Origin of the sequence: Actinacidiphila sp. bgisy167 (genome assembly GCF_965342175.1) — a bacterium.
Taxonomy (GTDB): Bacteria; Actinomycetota; Actinomycetes; order Streptomycetales; family Streptomycetaceae; genus Actinacidiphila.
In genome coordinates, this window is sequence record NZ_CBDRBL010000075.1 from 1 (window position 1) to 18,576 (window position 18,576).

The 18,576-nt window shown below is 70.0% G+C and carries 9 protein-coding genes, 1 tRNA gene and 2 pseudogenes; 6 read left to right on the forward strand and 6 right to left on the reverse strand.

The features are described 5' to 3' along the window. A partial coding sequence (locus ACRWND_RS24150; protein WP_431952814.1) for a CoA transferase occupies nt 1-180 on the reverse strand: 180 nt, incomplete at its 3' end. A gap of 186 nt (nt 181-366) precedes the next feature. On the opposite strand from ACRWND_RS24150, the gene sucC reads away from it, so the two are divergent. From sucC to ACRWND_RS24175, 5 genes and pseudogenes are all read left to right on the forward strand, one after another. Then, nucleotides 367-1,506, forward strand: coding sequence for an ADP-forming succinate--CoA ligase subunit beta (sucC, locus tag ACRWND_RS24155; protein WP_431952816.1), 1,140 nt, complete (start codon nt 367-369; stop codon nt 1,504-1,506). Nucleotides 1,507-1,511: 5 nt separating this feature from the next. Further along, nucleotides 1,512-2,387, forward strand: a complete 876-nt coding sequence (gene sucD, locus ACRWND_RS24160; RefSeq protein ID WP_431952818.1) for a succinate--CoA ligase subunit alpha — start codon at nt 1,512-1,514, stop codon at nt 2,385-2,387. Further along, nucleotides 2,384-2,839 (forward strand): carbonic anhydrase, encoded by a 456-nt coding sequence (locus ACRWND_RS24165; protein WP_431952820.1) that lies wholly within the window; start codon nt 2,384-2,386, stop codon nt 2,837-2,839. The genes sucD and ACRWND_RS24165 overlap by 4 nt, the downstream gene beginning before the upstream one ends. Continuing rightward, nucleotides 2,836-4,378, forward strand: a pseudogene (locus ACRWND_RS24170) (aldehyde dehydrogenase family protein). The gene ACRWND_RS24165 and the pseudogene ACRWND_RS24170 overlap by 4 nt, the downstream one beginning before the upstream one ends. 127 nt (nt 4,379-4,505) lie before the next feature. Continuing rightward, nucleotides 4,506-4,590: transfer RNA gene (locus ACRWND_RS24175), tRNA-Leu, on the forward strand. Nucleotides 4,591-5,323: 733 nt separating this feature from the next. Here the strand turns inward: ACRWND_RS24175 and ACRWND_RS24180 are convergent. From ACRWND_RS24180 to ACRWND_RS24200, 5 genes and pseudogenes are all read right to left on the reverse strand, one after another. Continuing rightward, nucleotides 5,324-6,496: pseudogene (locus tag ACRWND_RS24180) on the reverse strand (recombinase family protein); the annotation flags it as partial. 486 nt (nt 6,497-6,982) lie between these two features. Then, the gene (locus ACRWND_RS24185; protein WP_431952822.1) at nt 6,983-10,042 is read right to left on the reverse strand and encodes a pPIWI_RE module domain-containing protein; all 3,060 of its coding nucleotides are present in this window, start codon (nt 10,040-10,042) and stop codon (nt 6,983-6,985) included. A 60-nt stretch (nt 10,043-10,102) separates the two neighbouring features. After that, a complete protein-coding gene (locus ACRWND_RS24190; protein ID WP_431952824.1) occupies nt 10,103-13,846 on the reverse strand; it encodes a hypothetical protein in 3,744 nt (1,247 codons plus the stop codon). Beyond that, nucleotides 13,839-15,080, reverse strand: coding sequence for a hypothetical protein (locus ACRWND_RS24195; RefSeq protein ID WP_431952826.1), 1,242 nt, complete (start codon nt 15,078-15,080; stop codon nt 13,839-13,841). Before ACRWND_RS24195 ends, ACRWND_RS24190 begins: the two co-directional genes overlap by 8 nt. After that, on the reverse strand, nt 15,073-16,818 hold the full coding sequence (locus ACRWND_RS24200; protein ID WP_431952828.1) for a PD-(D/E)XK nuclease family protein: 1,746 nt from the start codon (nt 16,816-16,818) through the stop codon (nt 15,073-15,075). Before ACRWND_RS24200 ends, ACRWND_RS24195 begins: the two co-directional genes overlap by 8 nt. A gap of 184 nt (nt 16,819-17,002) precedes the next feature. Between ACRWND_RS24200 and ACRWND_RS24205 the strand changes: the two genes are divergently transcribed. Beyond that, nucleotides 17,003-18,472 carry a serine/threonine-protein kinase gene (locus ACRWND_RS24205; RefSeq protein ID WP_431952830.1) on the forward strand — a complete coding sequence of 490 codons (1,470 nt, stop codon included), beginning with the start codon at nt 17,003-17,005 and terminating at the stop codon, nt 18,470-18,472. Nucleotides 18,473-18,576: the final 104 nt, after the last annotated feature.

Genomic DNA, 18,576 nt, shown 5'->3' on the forward strand with positions numbered 1-18,576 from the left:
GGTGAAGTAGAGGCTGTCGACCCCCGGCACGTCCCGCAGCTGACGCCGGGTGATGTCACCGGCGGGTGCTTCCAGCTTCACCACGTCCGCACCCAGCCAGGCCAGCAACTGCGTCGCCGACGGACCCGACTGGACATGCGTCATGTCCAGAACGCGCACACCCTCCAAAGCCTTCGTCACAACCACGGTTCCTTCCGGTCGGGGGCCGGTGAGCGCGCCGGGCGCGGGAGTTCCGCCCTGCATCTGTACATTGCATACAGGCGACGAATACTGTATGCAGACGTTTATCCCGCATCGACGACCCGGTGTCCAGAGGTCTGCACCGGATTATCGTTCGACCCCGAGTCAGGGCAGGTGCGTTTGACGATGGATCTGTTCGAGTACCAAGCACGGGAGCTCTTCGCGCGGCACGGCGTCCCCGTGCTCGAGGCGTACCTGGTGGACGACCCCGCCGAGGCCCGAGCCGCCGCCGAACGCCTCGGCGGGAAGGTCGTGGTGAAGGCGCAGGTGAAGACCGGCGGCCGGGGCAAGGCCGGCGGCGTGAAGCTCGCCGCCGACCCCGAGGACGCGCAGGACAAGGCCCGCGCCATCCTCGGGATGGACATCAAGGGGCACACGGTCGGCACGGTCATGCTGACCCCGACCGCCGAGATCCAGGACGAGTACTACGTCTCCTTCCTCCTCGACCGCGCCGAACGCACTTTCCTCGCCATGGCGTCGGCCCAGGGCGGCATGGACATCGAGGAGGTCGCCGCCACCCGGCCGCAGGCCCTCGCCCGCGTCCCGGTCGACGCCGTCGAAGGCGTCACCGAGGCCAAGGCCCGGCAGATCGCCGAAGCGGCCGGACTCCCCGAGGAGACCGTGCCCGTGCTGACCGCTCTGTGGGAGGTCTTCACCGCCGAGGACGCCCTGCTGGTCGAGGTCAACCCGCTAATCCGCACGACGGACGGCCGCGTCCTCGCGCTGGACGGCAAGGTGTCCCTCGACGCCAACGCCCGCTTCCGCCACCCCGAGCACGAGGCGTACGAGACACCCGGCGCGGGCGACCCGCTGGAGGCCGCTGCCCGCGCCAAGGGCCTGAACTACGTCAAGCTCGACGGCACCGTCGGTGTCATCGGCAACGGCGCCGGACTGGTGATGAGCACCCTCGACGTGGTGGCCCACCACGGCGGGGCCCCCGCCAACTTCCTCGACATCGGCGGCGGAGCCTCCGCGAAGGTGATGGCCGACGGGCTCGGCGTCATCCTCTCCGACCCCGACGTCACCTCCGTCCTCGTCAACGTCTTCGGCGGCATCACCGCCTGCGACGCGGTGGCCGAGGGCATCGTCCAGGCCCTCGACCTCGTCGAGCTCACCAAGCCCCTGATCGTCCGCCTGGACGGCAACAACGCCGAGCGCGGCCGGGCCGTCCTCGAGGCGGCCGCGGCGTCGCTGGGCCCGCTCGTACAGCAACTGGACACCATGGACGGTGCGGCCGCGCGGGCCGCCGAGCCCGCAAGGAGCTGATCGCGATGGCCATCTTCCTCGACCGCAACAGCAAGGTGATCGTCCAGGGAATGACCGGCTCCGAGGGCATGAAGCACACGCGCCGCATGCTCGCCTCGGGGACGGACGTCGTCGGCGGCGTCAACCCGCGCAAGGCCGGTACGACGGTCGCGTTCGACGGGCGCACCGTCCCGGTGTTCGGCTCGGTCAAGGAGGCCGTCGGCACGACCGGCGCCGACGTCAGCGTCGTGTTCGTGCCGCCGCCCTTCGTGCGCGCCGCCGTCGACGAGGCCGTCGACGGCGGGCTCAGGCTCGTCGTCGTCATCACCGAGGGCGTCCCCGTCCATGACACGGTCGCCTTCCGGGCCCGCGCGGTCGCGGGCAACACCCGCGTGATCGGACCCAACTGCCCCGGCCTCATCAGCCCCGGGCAGTCCAACGCCGGCATCATCCCCGCCGACATCACCACCGCCGGCCGTATCGGCCTGGTGTCCAAGTCCGGCACCCTCACCTACCAGTTGATGTACGAACTGCGCGACCTCGGCTTCTCCACCGCCGTCGGAATCGGCGGCGACCCCGTCATCGGCACCACCCACATCGACTGCCTGCGCGCCTTCCAGGACGACCCCGACACCGACCTGATCGTCATGATCGGCGAGATCGGCGGCGACGCGGAGGAGCGCGCCGCGTCCTACATCTCCCGCCTGGTCACCAAGCCGGTCGTCGGCTACGTCGCGGGCTTCACCGCGCCCGAGGGCAAGACCATGGGCCACGCCGGGGCCATCGTCTCCGGCTCCTCCGGGACGGCCCAGGCGAAGAAGGAGGCGATGGAGGCCGCCGGCGTCAAGGTCGGCAGCACTCCCTCGGAGACCGCGCGCCTCGTCCGCGGGCTGCTGCGGTGACCGCCCCCGCCAAGGCCGCGGGCGTCGAGCAGCTGCTCATCCGCAGGTTCCACGTGGGTGCGGCGCTCATACCGCTCGACCTCACGAAGAAGGAGGCCCGCACCGCGGTCGCCATCGTCGCGTGCATGGACTCCCGGCTCGGCGTGGAGGCGATGTTCGGGCTGCGGCCGGGCGACGCCGACGTCATCCGCAACGCGGGCGGGTGCGTCACCCGCGACACCATCCGCTCACTGCGGCTGAGCCAGCTGCGGGGCGGCACCCGCGAGATCGTGCTGGTGCACCACGAGGACTGCGCGGCCCTGGGCGGCGATCCCGCCGAGGACCTGCTCGCGTGCCTCGCGCGTCTGCGCGACACCACGGAACTGCCGCACACCGAACTGGTGCGGGGCTTCCTCTACACCCGCGACGGCGCGCTGCGCGAGATCCGCCCGGAACGAGCGGAGAGGCGGTGACCTGGACCCTCAAGCCCGGCGCGGCCTGGGTGGACGCCTGGCGGCGGTGCCGGCGGGCCGCCCCCGAGGCGTTCCGCGACGACCGGGTGCTCAGCCTGTGGGCCGGGACCTGGCAGGCAGGCGGCCGGGTCCTGCCCGCAGCCAGCCCCCTCGACGGCACCCCCGTCGCGGGGGCGCCCCGGCTCGACGCGGAGACCGCCCGGCAGGCCGTCCGCGCCGCCCTCGACCAGCACCGAGCCTGGCAGGTGGTCCCCGTGGCCGAGCGCAGGGCGCGGGTCTCGGCCGCCCTGAACGCTCTGTGCGAGCACCGTACGCTGCTCGCCCTCCTGCTGGTCTGGGAGGTCGGCATGCCCTGGCGGCTCGCCCAGGCGGACGTCGACCAGGCCGTCGACGGCGTCCGCTGGTACGTGGGCGAGATCGACGAGATGGTCGAGTGGCGCCGCCCCCTGCCCGGTCCGGTCAGCAATCTCGCCGGGTGGAACCACCCCATGAGCGTCCTGGTCCACGGCATGCTCGTGCAGACGCTGGCCGGCAACGCCGCGATCGCCAGGGCCCCACCGAGGGGGCCTGGCCTGCCTCGCCCTGGCCTGCGCGCTCATCGCCCGCGAGGACGTACCCGTGACCCTGCTCAGCGGCGGCGACGATCTCGCGGCGGCACTGGTGCGGGCGCCCGAGGTGGGTTGCGTGTCCTCTCTCGGCGCCCGGGACGCGGACGCCCGGACCGCCGCCGCGCTCGTCGACCCGGGTGGACGCCACGTCCTGCAGCAGGAGGCCCTGAACTCCTGGGGCGTCTGGGACTACAGCGACTGGGACTGCCTGACCGGGCAGCTCCGTGCGACCTTCGGCCACGCCAAGCAGTGCTGCACCGCCTACTCCCGCTTCGTGGTGCGGCGCGAGCTGTACCCCCACTTCCTGTCCGCCTACCTGCCCGCCGTGCGGTCCGTACGGCTGGGCCATCCGCTCGCCGTGGACGACCCCGGGGACGACCTCCCCGAGCTCGACTTCGGCCCGCTGATCAGCGCGGCCAGGGCCGAGGAACTCGGCGACCTCGTCTCCGAGGCCGTGGGCCGCGGCGCGATCCCGCTCCACCGCGGCAGCCTCGCCGACGCCCGCCTCCTGCCCGGTCAGGACAGCTCCGCCTACCAGGCGCCCGTCACCCTCCTCAACCCGCCGTCCGCCTCCCCGCTGCACCGCACGGCGCCCCTCGGCCCGGTCGACACGATCGTCCTGGTCGACACCGAGGCGGAACTCCTGGCCGCCATGAACGCCGGGAACGGCGCCCTCGTCGCCACCCTCTCCACCGACGACGAGGCCGCCTACGCCCGCCTCGCCCCGCGGATCCGCGCCTTCAAGACCGGCCACAACCGGCCCCGCTCCCGCGGCGACCACGCCGAGTTCTTCGGCGGTCTCGGCGCCTCCTGGCGCGGCGCCTTCGTCGGCGGGGAGCTGTCGGTCCGAGCGGTCACCCAGGGCCGCGCGGACGAGCGCCCACCGGGGAACTTCCCCGACCACCACCTCATGCCTCCCGAGGCGGCCTAGCGATCCCGGTGCCGGGGCCCACCCGGCCCCGGCACCCCCCGCACACAGCGGATACGCAGGTGAAACCCACCCCGAATCCTTGGTATCGTTGTCCATGTCGCCGCGGGGCCCGCCCCGCGCATCACCTGTCCGGGTGGCGGAATGGCAGACGCGCTAGCTTGAGGTGCTAGTGCCCTTTATCGGGCGTGGGGGTTCAAGTCCCCCCTCGGACACGATCTTTGCACCAACGGAATGCTGGTCGGGAGCGATCCCGACCAGCACTTTGCGTTGTGCCGCTTGGTAGGTCATGCGCAGCCCGAGTGCGCGGTAGAGCCGGTTTTTCTGGGTGCCGTCCGCGTTGCGGAGCATGTCGGCGGTGTCGCCGGCGGCGTTCACGAGTTCGGCGATCCGTTCGCGTGAGAGCACGCGAGGCTTGGGAGTGCGCAGCTCGGAGACGGCGCCTGCCTTGCGGGCTTCGGTCTCGGCAATCCACTGAGCGACAGTTGTGGAGTCGGCGGCTCCGGAGTCGATGAGGGCGCGGTAGCGGGTGAGCTTGGCGTCGCAGTCGCGGACGACGGCTGCTGCGGAGGATGCGTCGGCAGCCTCCAGTTTGTTCTGCGCTTTGTACAGCCGGTCGATGGTGTCCGTCTTGCGGCCTGGGGCGAACTGCAGGGAGATCCACTGGTCGAGTGCGGGGATGATGTCGCGCTCGCGGAAGAGCACGTTGCGGGGGTGGTCGACTTTGTTGGCCAGGGCGTACTGCTGGGGGAACCGACATCGGTAGTAGGCCTCGTCGTGGGACCACTGGGTGCCCATACGGCGTTGGCAGAGTCCGCAGGTGATGAGACCTTGCAGTTGGTAGTCGTGGCGGCGGCTTCGGTGTTCGCGCGGGCCGCGGGATGCGGGTCGTGTGGCCAGTAGTTCTTGTGCGCGCCAGAAGACGGCAGTGTCGATGAGTGGTGGGTGGACGATCTCTTTGGACCAGACCCATGTGTCGTTGCCGTTCCACTTCATGCGGGTCTGGTAGCCGAGGGCGACATCTTCGACGTTGAGGAGAACTTCCTGTTTGCGCTGCTTGTTCCAGATTTGGTGGCCGGTGTAGCGGGGGTTGGTGAGGATGGCACGGATGGTTCCCTTGTTCCAGGCGATGCCGCTGCGGTGGGTGTTGCGGGCGGGGTCGTGGGCGGAGGGGCAGGGGATGTCGTCGGCGGTGAGGCCTTCGGCGATGGCGTACAGGCCCCGCCCGTCGAGGTACTCGGCGAAGATCCGCTGGACGATCGGGGCGGCGACGAGGTCGACTTCCAGGCGGTGCAGCCGCTTGCCGTCTGCTGCCTTGGCGGGGTTGGGGTGGGGCCCCGCATCTGCGATCCGGTAGCCGTAGGGCGGCCGACCGCCCAGGAAGCGGCCCTCGAGCTGGGCCTGGGAGGACATGGCGGCCCGTACACGGATCTTGATGCGGTTGCGTTCACCCTTGCTCATGCCGCCGAAGACGGACATCACCATGTCGTGGGCTTCACTGTTGGGATCGACCCGCCCGCCGACTTCGGGGACCCACAGCTCGACGCCGTAGTGCACGAACAGCGGGAAGGTAAGGCTGAACTGGTTGTCGTAGAAGACGCGCTGCGGCTCGCCGACGACCACGGCGGCGAACCCGCGATCCGGGTTCTTCAGAGCGGCCAGCAGTTCGGAAGCCCGGGGGCGCCGTTTCCATGGCAGGGACCGGCTGTGCCCGACGTCGAAGTACTCGGTGACGATGCGGCCGCCTACCGGCTCGATGAGCGTTTTGGCGCGCGTGAGCTGCCAGTTCCGGGACGCCTCCGGATCTTGCAGATCCTCGGTCGAGCACCGGCCGGCGAAGGCGAAATCGGTCATGACGATCCTTCCGACGGCGACACCCCGGCCGTCGCGCCTGCAGCGACAGGACCGGGCGGACGTCCTGTTGTAGCGGGACTCTCCGCACAAGCGCCAGCGGGACCGCCGTCGGCGCGGCTTGCCGCCGCCGCGAGAACGATGTCCAACAGAACGGCGGCAGCGGCCTGAGGCAAGGCTGGCAGCACGCCCGGCACCTCGACGGTGAGGTCCTTGCCGGCGGGGACGCCGCTCATGCAGCGCACCCACGCGGCCGTGACGAGTGGGCATATTGGGACCGAACGGCCATGAAGTATCCGCTTTGGAGTGGATGGCTCACACGACCGGCGGAGCCGCACTGTCCCTGGCTGGCCACCGGGCCGCGGGGACTCTCGACGGTTACGAGGACGCGGGCAGAGTCCACTACTTCGTCGACACCGTACACGCACGGATCAGTAGGCGCCCCACCATCGTCTGGGCGACAGGGCAGGTCCCACGGCGTGGGCGCGGGTGCGGTGCATGCCATCGCAGCTCCCTTGCTCTGCAACATCGGGCACGTTCTCACCGCCTATAGGCATCCGCGGGCCGAGAATTGACATCAGCCTCCGCTCATGTCACTCCCCTGGGGCCAGTGACGCGCTGGACCCGCTCACGCGGTCGTGTCATCCCCTCGGTGCCCGTAGTGGAGTCGTTGCAGACGCACACAACCGGGACTGAGTGCCGAGGTCGGCTCGTGATACTGGCCATGGACTCTGTGAGTCGGGGTCCCCACCGGAATCAGTGCCACTCTGCGCCCTCCTCGCCGTCGGGCTGAATTGCCAGCCCGGGCGCGTCTGCCAGGTCCGGGTCATCGACTCCTAGGTCGGACGCGGGTACGGCCGCTTCTTCGACGGCTGTCCCGTCGCTCTCCACCAGCGTCGGAAGAACGTAGGCCTGGGCCAGGCCTGCCAAGTGGAGCGGCAGCGGGAGGGACAGAGCGGCGGCGTAGTCCGGTGCCTGGCGCAGCTGGTGCATGGCCAGTGCCAGGGCTTCTGCGTCGTCCGGTTTTCCAGATGCCCCAAGGCCATGGTCATCGTCCTCATGGCAACCAAGCACCGTGATTTCCATCAGTGTCGGGTTCCAGGCGCTCGTGCCCGCCTGCGAGGTGAGGTTGCCCGCCGCGTTGACCCTGGTGGCCAGCCGGTCGAGGGAAGGTGAGATCGCGTGCGTCCCGGGGCGTTCCGTGGTGCTGTAGAAGACCCGCCCGCGCGGTGCGGTCCTGGACGACGGCGATGCGGGCAGGGCCCAGAATCCGGCTGGCTGTCCGTGCGGCTTTCCGGGCTCGGCCAGACCCCACCACTGCGCGGTCTCGCGGCCGCCGCACCCGCGTACACGTACCAGGCGGAGCTCGTCGTCGAGCCGGCCTGCCGGGGCGTGGCCGGTCTTGATCAGATCCCGTTCGGTCTGGCCGTCCTGCAGCCAGGGCCAGTGCAGCCTGCTGTTTTGGGCGTGGGTGATCAGCACGGTCGGCTGACCTCGGAGGGAGTGCAGTACACGCTGGAGGAATCGAGCGGTCTCCTTGCGCTGCTGGGCGAGGTTGGAGCGCCACTGCTTCCCGGTGACGTAGGGCGTCTTCGGCAGTGAGTCCTCCGTTCCGCCGTCGTTGGCCGACGACGGAACGGAGTCCGCGAATGCCTGCGGATCGATTTCGGCCTGCTTCACGAGGCCGAGCAGGAACCGGGGGTAACACACCCATTCCCCTGCGGCGTCGTCCCAGCCCTGTACGGCTGCGAGGCCGTCCCCGTCCGGGAGCGGTGTGACGCGGACGGCCACAGGCAAGTGCTTGGGCAGCCGGGTCGGACCATCCTTGCGGCGCTTCACCATCCACACCGCCGCGTAACTCAAGTTTTCGGGCAGGTCGTCGCCGAGTGTGTGCTGGGGCAGGACGCGGACGCCGAGCTGGCGCAATCCGTCGAGCCACGAACTGTGGGTGCGGTGGTCGAGGCTGTCGACGTTGTCGATCTGCCGGTCGGCCGACGGGGCCACGACGAACTGGGTCAGCAGGCCAGCGTCGGCACACCCCAGACGGATGGCGAATTTTGGGTCCGTGGCCGCTGGACGGAACGTACTGACGTGTGCGATCTCCACGAGGGCGAGTGCCGGGCTTGACGGGTCGGCTCCGTCCACACTGAGCCAGGCGCGCAATGCGCGGCGGCGCGCGGTCACGGCCGACGCGATGGCCGCGCCTTTCCCCTTGACCGCGGGATCGGGCGCGAGTCGGTCGCCGAGTCCCTCGCCCAGGGGCAGGCAGCGCAGCCGGAGGGTCAGTTCCGCCGTCCGCCATTCCAGGACGACCGGTGCCCCGGGGACCGCCTCGTCGCATTCCCGGTCCGTTACCTGGTCCGCGGTGATGCCGCCGTCACCGTCGAGCCCGAGGGCCTTGGCGAACTGCGACACCGCTTCCTTTCGTACCTCGGGTGACTGCCACAGCAGCCGGACTTCGACCACGGGCGGATCGTCCTGTTCCGAGCCGCTGCTGGCGATCCGGTACTGGGTCGCCAGCGCCACCCGCCGTGCCCGCGTTTCGCGCAGCAACTTGTTCTTCTTGGCCTCGTCGGTCCTTGGCTTGGGAGGCCGGTTCTCCGGAGCGCCGATGCCCTTGCCGCGTCCGCGTGACAGGTCGGGTACCCGGACCAGCGCTTCGGGGAGGGCTTGCTCGGCCCATTCGGTCAGCCGGGCGCGCTGGTTGGGCATGAAGCCGGTGCCGATCTCGTGTTTGCCCATCCGGGTGCTGTGGACCACTGCGGCGCGCACCCCCGGGCCTTCGCCGATCCAAGAGACCGGTTCGGTGAGGAGCTGTTCCGGGTCGGGGAAGTTGCCGGCGAGGCTGAGCCCGCGCAAGATGCCCGCACTGTCGTTCTCCGACCAGACGAAGGTGTCGGCCTGCCGGTCGCGGCGCAGCCGTGCGAGTGCGTAGCGTTCGGTGGCCGGTGCCCCGGGCAGCCAGGGGATGGTGGGCCGGAGGTAGACCGTAGTGGCCTCCCGGTAGGGCAGTTTGAGCTGCTTGGCGGCACCCTGCGGATGGGTGGCCCAGCGGCGTACGCCCCAGTGGAGGTGCAGGTGCGGCTTAGGGGTGAAGGGGGTGGTATGCAGGGAGATGTTCAGGACGACAGAGAACCACCACTCCTTACGCTTCACGGTCCGGCACAGCGGCTGCGACATGAGTTCGGCGCCCTGGTCGCGAGGCCCTCGGGGCAGTGCCCGGAAGCGCAGTTCCCCGCCTTCGAACGGGTATGGATCGAGGGTCAGAATGCGGCGCGCCATGGCGTCGGTGGCTAGCTGGAACTGCTGCGATTCGGGGGCCGCGGTGCCGCCCGGCGTCGTCTCCGCGGTGAGCAGTTCGACGTTGGTGACCGACTGCCAACCGGGCAGGTTCCGCTTCAACTCGGCGCTATTGGCGAGCAGCAGCGAGTGGAACCGCGGGTCCTGTGAGGCCTCCTTGGGCCCGAGGGTGCGCAGCCAGGCGTCGAGGAGCTGCTCCATCGCGCGCCCCGGGAGCGGATCAGGGGACGAGGCGGGAACGTACATCCAGAAGTCCTCGTCGGATTGCGGGCCCGATTCGACGGGGATGCGGGGCCGGGGGCGGACGATCACGTCAGGGGCAAGGGTCTGCAGGACGCCGTCGAGCCGGCGGGTGGGCAGGGTCAGCTGCCGCTTGTCCTCGTCCCGGCCGTGGTTGTGCAGTTCGAGGAGCCCGGCGTGCCAGTGCTCGGGAAACGGGAGTGCACGGAAGTCCTCTGTCCAGGGTGCGCCGCTTTCTGCCAGGTGGTACGCGGAGCGGCGGATGTTTTTGTACATGTCGGTTCTCCTTGCGTTGGCGTGCGTGATCGGGCGCTTCGACGGCTCGTGCGATGTGTGTCAGTCGCCGTCCCCGCCGGGGAGCGACGGTCTGCCCATGGCGCACAGCGCGTCGTAGAGCGGGCGGTAGAGCAGCTTGACGAGTGCTGCGTCGGCGGAATCGGGGTCTGCGCCCGCAGGGTGGGTGCGGTCGTCCGTGAAGTACGGGGCGAGGACGTCACGCAGCCGCACCAGGAGACCCGGGTCGCTGCTGCGGCGAGGCCGCGCTCCCTGGCCGGTGAACGGCGCTTGGGCAGCCGCGAGCTGCGGTGCGAAGGCCGCGTCGACGAAGACGACGCGGGCCGGCACGCCGCCGCGCACCAGGCGTCCGATGACCTGCCAGATGGTGACGAGCTGGTCCCAGACGAAGGACTTCTTCTCGTCATCGGAGAGGGAGGAGTAGATATAAGGCCGGGACAGGAGGTGCCGCCAGACGCCGCGCGCGGCTGTCCGGAACGCGCCTCCGGCCTCGTTCAGTCCGCCGGCCTCGGCCACCATGTCGCTGAATGTCCCTTCGGGGCGCCTCAGCTGGTCTCGTACGAACCGGGTGGCCCAGTCGTTGACGGCGAAGACGGCCAAGGACAGGTCGTCTGAGCGGGGGTGGGGACGGACGAGGAAAAACACCGATCCGAACGCTGCCACTCGCTCCTCGCCCGGACGCTGGGGGGCGGTGAGAATGTTGTGCCCTCGCTCGATGGCGAGGAGAGGAGCGACGAGCAGTTCCGCATCCGGGTCGTCGGCGAAGGAGGCCAGATCGCCTCTCCGGATCGCCCCTGTTCCTGTTCCGGTGCCGGCTCTCCGACTCCCTGCTGCTGGCGCCCCGTCGACAGCCGTCTCCAGCTCGGCGTCATCGGCTGCCAGGACGCGCACGCGGCCGCGCCAGCGGGGGATCTCGTTCAGGGCAGCGGCGGCCGTCCTGGCCTCCTTGTAGCTGCCCACGAGCAGTAGCGCGCGCTTGCGGCGCTGGTCGGTGATCTGGGCGAGTTCGCTCTGCAGCGGGGAGGAGGTGCCATCACCTCGTGACCGGGCGAGCCGGTCGATCACCAGGCGCAGGACGTCCTCACGGCGGTCGGGGTCCTGCCCGGAGAGCCTGATCGGCTGCCCGGCGGCGTCGTACAGGAACTCGGTGCGGAACACGGTCTTGCGGATGGCGTCCAGCGCCTTGGGCTGTGGTTTGAGTACCGCGCGCACAGGGGCCAGGACGTGGGCGCGGGTGGAGGTGCCGGCCCAGCTGGTGCCCGACATCAGCAGGATGTGGGGGCCGGCCTGTCCCAGTCCGGGGTCGGCTCCGAGCTGGGGTAGGTTGAGGAGCAGTTCGCGGCCGATGCCTGCGCAGCGGAAGAAGCGAAGGGTGCCGGTGCGGTGTCCGTCCTTGTTGCTGGCGGCGGCCCGTTCGTCGACCAGGTACTGGAAGCCGAGGACGTTGCCCATAGGTGCTTCGGGCAGCAGTGGCGCGTAGTCGAGGGGTGGTCGGCGCGTCAGTTCATGGCTCGCCGAGTCGAGCCGAAGTGCCGCCTCCACCTGGGGCCAGAGGAAGGTCACCCGGTCCAAGCGTTGATGCAGAGCGGCGAGAACGAGGGTGAACTCCAGTCGGTGTGCCTGGAGTTCACGCCACTCTTCGCTGAGCGGCACATCCTCTGGCGCCACTTTCTTGTCACGCCTGGCCACGGGCGCGGGGCGTTGCTCCGGTCCTGGTGCTCCGACGAGCAGCCTATCGAGAAGTCCGCGGACTCGGCGTCGCGTCTGTTTCTCATCAAGGGTGTGCAGGACGTCGAGGGTGAGGGCGGTCAGCTCGTCGGCCGGGTTCCCGTAGGGGCCGTGCCCGCCGAGTGGGTCGTCCCGGAAAGTGTCGAAGAATCCGGTGATCTCGGTGCGGCGCTGGGTCCAATCCGTCTCTGGGCCCGCTGCGTGGCGATTCTCGCCCAGTCCGTCCTCGTCCTCGTACAGCGCGCTTTCGTCCTCGACGTCGACCGGATCCGGGCTGTCGACCCGGCTGCGCGACGGCGGGTACCAGGCGTGCAGCAGCTTCTCCTGGAGGGTCCAGGCGCTGAAGTAGTCGATCTGGACCCAATTGCGCAGCCCTTCGTCGTCGATGAGCATGGCGTACAGCCGGTCCGCAGTGGATCCGACGACGTCCAGGGCGGCCGACCACCGCTCCACGTCCTGGTTGGAGAGCTGAATCCGGCCCTGCCGGGCGAGTTCGGCGATCTCGTGTGTCTGCAGCTGGTCGAGCCAGGAGTCGGAGACGCCGGTGTTCGTGACGAGCGTCGCCGAGGGCGCGAACATCTGGTCGAGCTGCATCTGTACGCGGTCGGTCTCGTCGACGATCATGATGTCGCTGCGCAGGCAGGCCAGTTCGAGGTAGCGCAGACGTTCCTCGTTGAGCTGCCGAGGCACGGCGGTCTGTACGAGGCTGGCGGGGTTGGCGACCCAGATCAGCGCGTCTACGAGGGCGCGCGAGGGGGTGTGCCTGGGGCAGGCGCTCCACAGCGGGCAGGCGTGCGGAGCGCCCAGGTCGTCTTCTTCGGAGTCCTCCACAGCGGTTTTGTGTTCAACGGCTCCCCGGGCGCGTTCGAGTGCACGTAGGGCACTGTCGTCCACTGGTTGCTCGGCGGCGTCCTTCCGCCGTGTGGGGTGGAGGGCCCCACACGGCGCGTCGTTGTAGCGCAGTGGCTCGGAGGTGTCGAGGGCGCGCAGCGCGTCCAGCGGGCAGGCAGTACTGAGGTGGGCGAAGACGGGGCTGGTGTGGGCGAGCAGGGAAACTTCGCCGCGTGCGGCGAACCTGCGGTGCAGCCGCTGGGCGTGCTGCGGTCGGGTGGTGCCGCCCTGGACCAGGGCAGCGCTCAGACCGAGTGTGCGGAACAGTTCAGTCAGGGCGAGCTGTTCGGCTACGTCGCCGACGACAAGGGTGATCCGCAGGCCGTTCCGGTGCGTCCAGACAGCGATCAGGGTCATCAGCGTCGACTTGCCGGCGCCGACCATGCCGACGAGGTGGGTGAGCCCGTCGAGCGGCAGCGCGTTCGCCTCTTCGAAGTCCGCACCGTCCGGGGTACGGGTGTCGAGGTCGAGGTGGTCGAGGCGCTCTTCCCAGTTCCCCGCCTTCAGACCGAGCCGCTGTTCCTCGGCGTCCATCCACCGTGCCACCTCTGCGAGTTCATCGAGCGGTACGAGGCGTGGGGCTGCGGTGAACGGGCGCTCGGCTGTGAGAGGGTGCCCAGGAAAGGGGTCTCGTACCAGGTCGCCGGGGATGATGACGGAGGTCCGTCGGTGGCGGCGGTCCATGAACCGGTGTTCGCCCTCCTCCGCTTGGGGCAGCGGTTTGGCGGCGAAGCCGGGGAGGTTCGCCAGCGCGTTGTCGTAGACGGCGAACCGGTCGGCAGCCACCTTGAGGGGGACACGGTGGGCAGGCTCCCCGGCCGCCGGGACTCGGTATGCGCGCAGCCGTTCGGGCAGCTCCAGGTAGGCGTCCAGGCATTGCTGCCACATCCGGCCGCGCCGCATTGGCCACAGAAGATGCCGGGCCGCAGTCAGCGCGGTCTCCTCGGCGGGCCCGACGGGGAGTTTCGCGGCCCGCGCGAAACGGACTCCATAGCCGCCGAGGAGAGTCCACGCTCCGTCGGCGGCATGGCCGGGTGCCACGGTTTCCAGGAGGTTCAAGCCGAGCTCAACCTGGCAGAGCAGGGCGGGCCGGATCTTGGCGTGCTCCTTGGGCCAGGGGCCCAGGGCAGCAACGACCGGCTGGTACCAGCTGCTGCGGTCACGCACGATTTGCTCCGTTCTTCCGGGCGCCGTCGCTCGGCGCCGCCTGTTCTACCGCCGGGGAGCCGGCCGTGCTCCCGGTGGAGCCGGGTCCGATGGACGCGCCCGGCCCGCGTTCGCCGGACAGCCGCAGCTGTGCTGCCCGCATGAGCTGGTTGTCCGTGAGCAGCCGCAGGCCGCCCGCCCCGGGGCCGCGCTCCCTGGCGTAGACATCGAGGTAGTCGCGGCGGGTGCGTACCCGAAAGCCGGGAACCACCCAGCAGGCCTCGTCGTACGGTGGATCGGCCCGAACCGCGCTCGCGGCGCGTCCGAGGAAAGCGGGATGTGCCCAGTCCTTGACGTCGATGGCCCACACATGCCCGTCGGGAAAGGTGATCCGCAGGTCGTACGCATCGAAGCCCGGCCACATCTCGACGCTGAGCCCGAGCGCCCGCAGCTGGTCCTCCAGGGAGATCTCGGCTCGTCCTGGTCCGGTGACGAATTGCCGCAGCGGTTTGCGCAGTTGACGCAGTTCTCCCACCTCGGCAGCGACGAGTCGCCGTCCGTGGGGAGCGGGTCCCCGGTGGCGGCACTGGTCGCGCTCGCACCACCACTCGGTGTCGGACACCGGATGGAGCAGGGTGAGGCAGCGGTGGCAGCAGAGGTACGCGCCGTCCCGCCGACGTCCCAAGGGCACGGGGGCGTAGATCTCGTCGATGAGGAAGCGGACGGGGTCCAGGTAGAGATCGGTGCTGACCTCGGCCCATTCTGCCTCGGTGAGGACCGGCCGGGTGACCAGGAGCCGACGGAAGGCCGTGTACGACTCGGGCGACGACGTGGCCCGGCAGGCACGCAGCGCCTCGTGGATCACCAGCTCGTCGTACTGTCGGCCGGTGCTGTCGCCGTATCCGCGTACGGCGAGTTCATGACAGAGCTGTGCGGGCTCTCCTGAGTCCGCGTCGATCAACCGGTCGGCGCGGCCGAACAGCTCGGTGGGAAGCCGGTCAAGGGGCCAACTGCTCAGAGGCCTGCGACGTGCCCAGTGCACCATCTCGGGTACTCCGGCCGGCGGCTGGGCGCCGTTGCGCAGGCACTGCAGTACCAATGCGTCCAGGGCCCGCTGTGCGGCGTCCGGATAGGGCAGGGCGAAAGAGCCGAGGTCCTCGACGGTCGCCAGGGCCAGGACGGCGGTGGCGACGTCCCGAAGGAGCATGACGTCGGGGTTGGACAACCAGTCCGGTACAAGCTGCTGGTCAGTCATGGGCGGGGTCGTCTCCTCGCGACAAGGTGTCCGCGTCGGGGATCTCCGGGTGCGGGTGGTCGGTGACATAGGCGGTACCGGGCCGGCACCAGGTACGGGCCTGACAGCCATGGCAGTGGCGGCCGGTCCGCGGCTCGTACGTGGTGTCGTCGAGGAGCGGCTGAGCGAGTTCGGCGATGACGGCCCGGGCCTCGTCCACGTTCTTGGCGCGGCCGGGGTCGATGCGTTCGAGGCGGCTCTGACCATGACCCTTGCACAGGTGCTCGAGTTCGACCCAGGAGCGGCGGGGGTCGTCGCCGAGCACGCCTGAGTCGAACAGCAGTACGCCGAGGGCGAGTTGAGGGTAGGCGCGCATCAAGGACTCGCGCTCCCACAATGGGCGGGCCGAGGTCTTCGTCTCGCGCCAGATCCACCGCCCGCGATGGGTGTACACGAGATCGGGCTTGGCGAGAACGACCACGTCGAGTTCGGGCACGTAGGCCGTTACCCGGTGTTGTACGAGTACCTTCTCGTCGGTGTCGAGCCCGTTGAGCGGGCACAGCAGCCGGTGCTCGGCGAGCATGCCCATGGCTTCGTGTGCGGCTGCATCGTCGAGTCTGGTCCTGGCGCGTATCGCGGCCAGATCGGGGATCGCGCGGTCCCGGCAGGCGCGGAGCGGGCGTTCGCCGTGCTGGGCGTCGAGCCAGGAGTCGATGGCCCGTCCGCGCTGGGCGCCCTGGTTCTCGGTGGAGAGGTCGCTGAGGTGCAGGTGTCGCACCAGGTGGTACTGGGCCGGGCATTCGGCGTGCAGGCGCAGATCCCAGGCGGAAAGGGAGCGGCGCTTGCGTACCGGGACCGAGGGCTGCCCGTTCCACAGCCGCGGGGTGCGCTTCAGCTCCGTACAGCCCGCGATGGCCTTGCAGTCCACGCAATTCTCCCAGGGGTGAGTCCCGGTCCCGGTGGCGGCTTCAAGGAAGGCCGGCACCGCATCGGCCGTGAACCGCTGCTGCGCCTGATCGGGCCCTTCAGACAGAAGCGGTTCCACCGAACCATCGGCGCATCCGAAGTCGAAGACGCGGATCAGTTCGGGCAGCCGGACGCTGTCGGTCGCAGCGGGCGGGGGCAGGGAACCCGCCTTCCGCCGGGGTGTGGGCGCTCCATACGCCATCACCTTGGCCACAGCCCCGAGTTCGGCGTCGGGACGTACCGCCTTGGCCCGCCCCAGGGAGGGCAGCCACAGGTCGCGCACCGCCCCGTCCTCAGAGGCGTACATGCGGCCCCACAAGGTGTGCTCGTACTGCCGGACCCCACGCGCGTCGGGGGCGTCAGTGCGGCGGGTGCGCCAGGTCCACGGCTGCTTCACCGGCTTGGTCGGCGGGAGTCCGGCCTCGACGGCGGCGGCCTGTTCAGCGGCGCGGGCTGCCGCATAGCGCTCCACGGCGGCGGCGGTCCAGGCGAGATGAGCGGGGTGGACCGGCGCGCCCCACCCCCGGAAAGGGCCGCGAGTGGTGCGGAGTTCCTCGCGTACCCGTGCGAGTGGCCACTGCTGGTGCTCCATCAGGTCGAGGGCCGAGAAGAGTGGGCCGAACCCGAATTCCTCGCGCGGTGAGCGGCGGAGCGGTACGGCCGGCTCGGCGACGAGCAGGGGCCGCATCGCGATGCGGCGGTGGGTGGGACAGGCCGCGCCGTCGGGCCGTGCCATCCGGGGGCTTGCTTTGATCAGCCAGTCCTGACCGGCGACGCCTGCTGGAACCTGCATGGGAGACCCCCGAGGGCGGTGGCATGGGCAAGAAGGCGCCCAGGACCGAGGGGACTCCGAGAGGACCGAGCGCACTTCGAGCATTCCATGGATCTGTGAACTCAGTCAATGAATTGTCTGTGCTGAAGCTCCTTCACGCTACTCTGGTACGCCTGATGGCGCAGGAGTGCGAAGGGGCACAGCGGTGGATGCGGATGCGTACAGGCCCGGTGCGGGCGATCTGGTCGACGGGTGCTACGAGTTGAGCGACTCGCTCGGCAAGGGCGGGATGGCTCAGGTGTGGCGAGCCCGTGAGGTGTCCGACGGGCGGGAGATCGCAGTGAAATTCCTGCGTCACGACTCCGAGGCCCTTCACTGCCTGGACCCGCAGGAGCGGGAGGCGGAACTCACCGTCAGGAACGCCCGATTCCAGCGCGAAGCCAGGCTCCTGGGCACGCTCGACCACCCCGGGATCCCCGAACTGTACGGCAGCGGATCGCACCAGGGCATGCCATACATCGCCATGCGGCTGGTGAACGGCGTGAGCCTGCGGACGTTCCTCGACGAGCACAGCCCGCTGCCTCTGGCCACGGCGGTCGCAGTCGCCGCGCAGATGGCCCACGCGCTGGCCTGCGCGCACACGCTCCCGGTGGTGCACCGGGACCTCAAGCCGGCGAACGTCATGATCGACGACGAGGGGCGTGTCGTCCTCATCGACTTCGGCATCGCCAAGCCGCTGCGCTCCGACGCCACGCGCTACACAGCGCACGGTTCAACGCTGGGCACCCGCGGCTATCTGGCCCCAGAACAGATCCTCGAGTTGGATCCCACCACGCGGACGGACGTCTACTGTTTTGGCTGCATCTTCTACGAACTACTCACCGGGCGGCCCCCGTTCCCGCTCGGTGCGGACTCCGGCCTGACCGACAAGCACCTCAACGAGGTGCCGTTGCCGCCGAGCGTCCACGCGGCAGGCATCCCTGAAGCGATCGACGATCTGGTACTGCAGATGCTCGCCAAGAAGCCTGACCAGCGCCCCTATGTCGACGAGGTCCTGGCGGTCCTCGGCCCGTTCGCGCCCCGGTCCGGCGATCCCGAGACCCGGCCCCGCACCCATCCCGATCCGACCGCTCCCTTGCGTCGGCCGGAGGAGCTGACCACGTGCCCGCGCGCCGTCCCCGTGCCTCCGCCCGCCGTGTCCGCGCCGGTCGAGGGGGAGTGGTTGGAGTACCGGACCATCGACAGGCTCTGCGCGCGGGCCGAGTCGGAGATCGCGTCCGGCGAACCCGGGGAAGCGGCAGTTCGTCTGCGTGAGCTGACGGCGCGGGTCCGCAAGGAGTGGGGAGATCGCCGCCCGGTGGTGCGCCGCGTCTGGCAGGGAGCCGCGGACGGACTGCGCCTCGCTGGCGACTTTGGCTCGGCTGCCCGCCTCTACCAGGTCGTCGACGAAGCCCTGATCCATGGCGACGGCCCAGCCGAGCGCGCCGAGCGCGCGGTGACCCGCCTGCGCCTGGCGGAATGCCGTCTCACCTTCGGTGAGCTGGAGGCGGCCGTGGCAGCGGTCGACACGGCGGGCCGCACGGCCGCCGGACTGCCGTCCGAGCTTGCGAACCGGGTCGAGGCCGTACGTGTCGCGGTCGACGTCCAGCTCACGGCACGCCTCACGGATCGGTGAACAGGGAGGATTGAAGTCTCGCCGCCCCGATTCGCCAGAGCCCCGCGAAAGCGTGGGGTGCGACCAACCGTCCGGGAGGGCGCGACCGACCGTCCGGGAGGGTG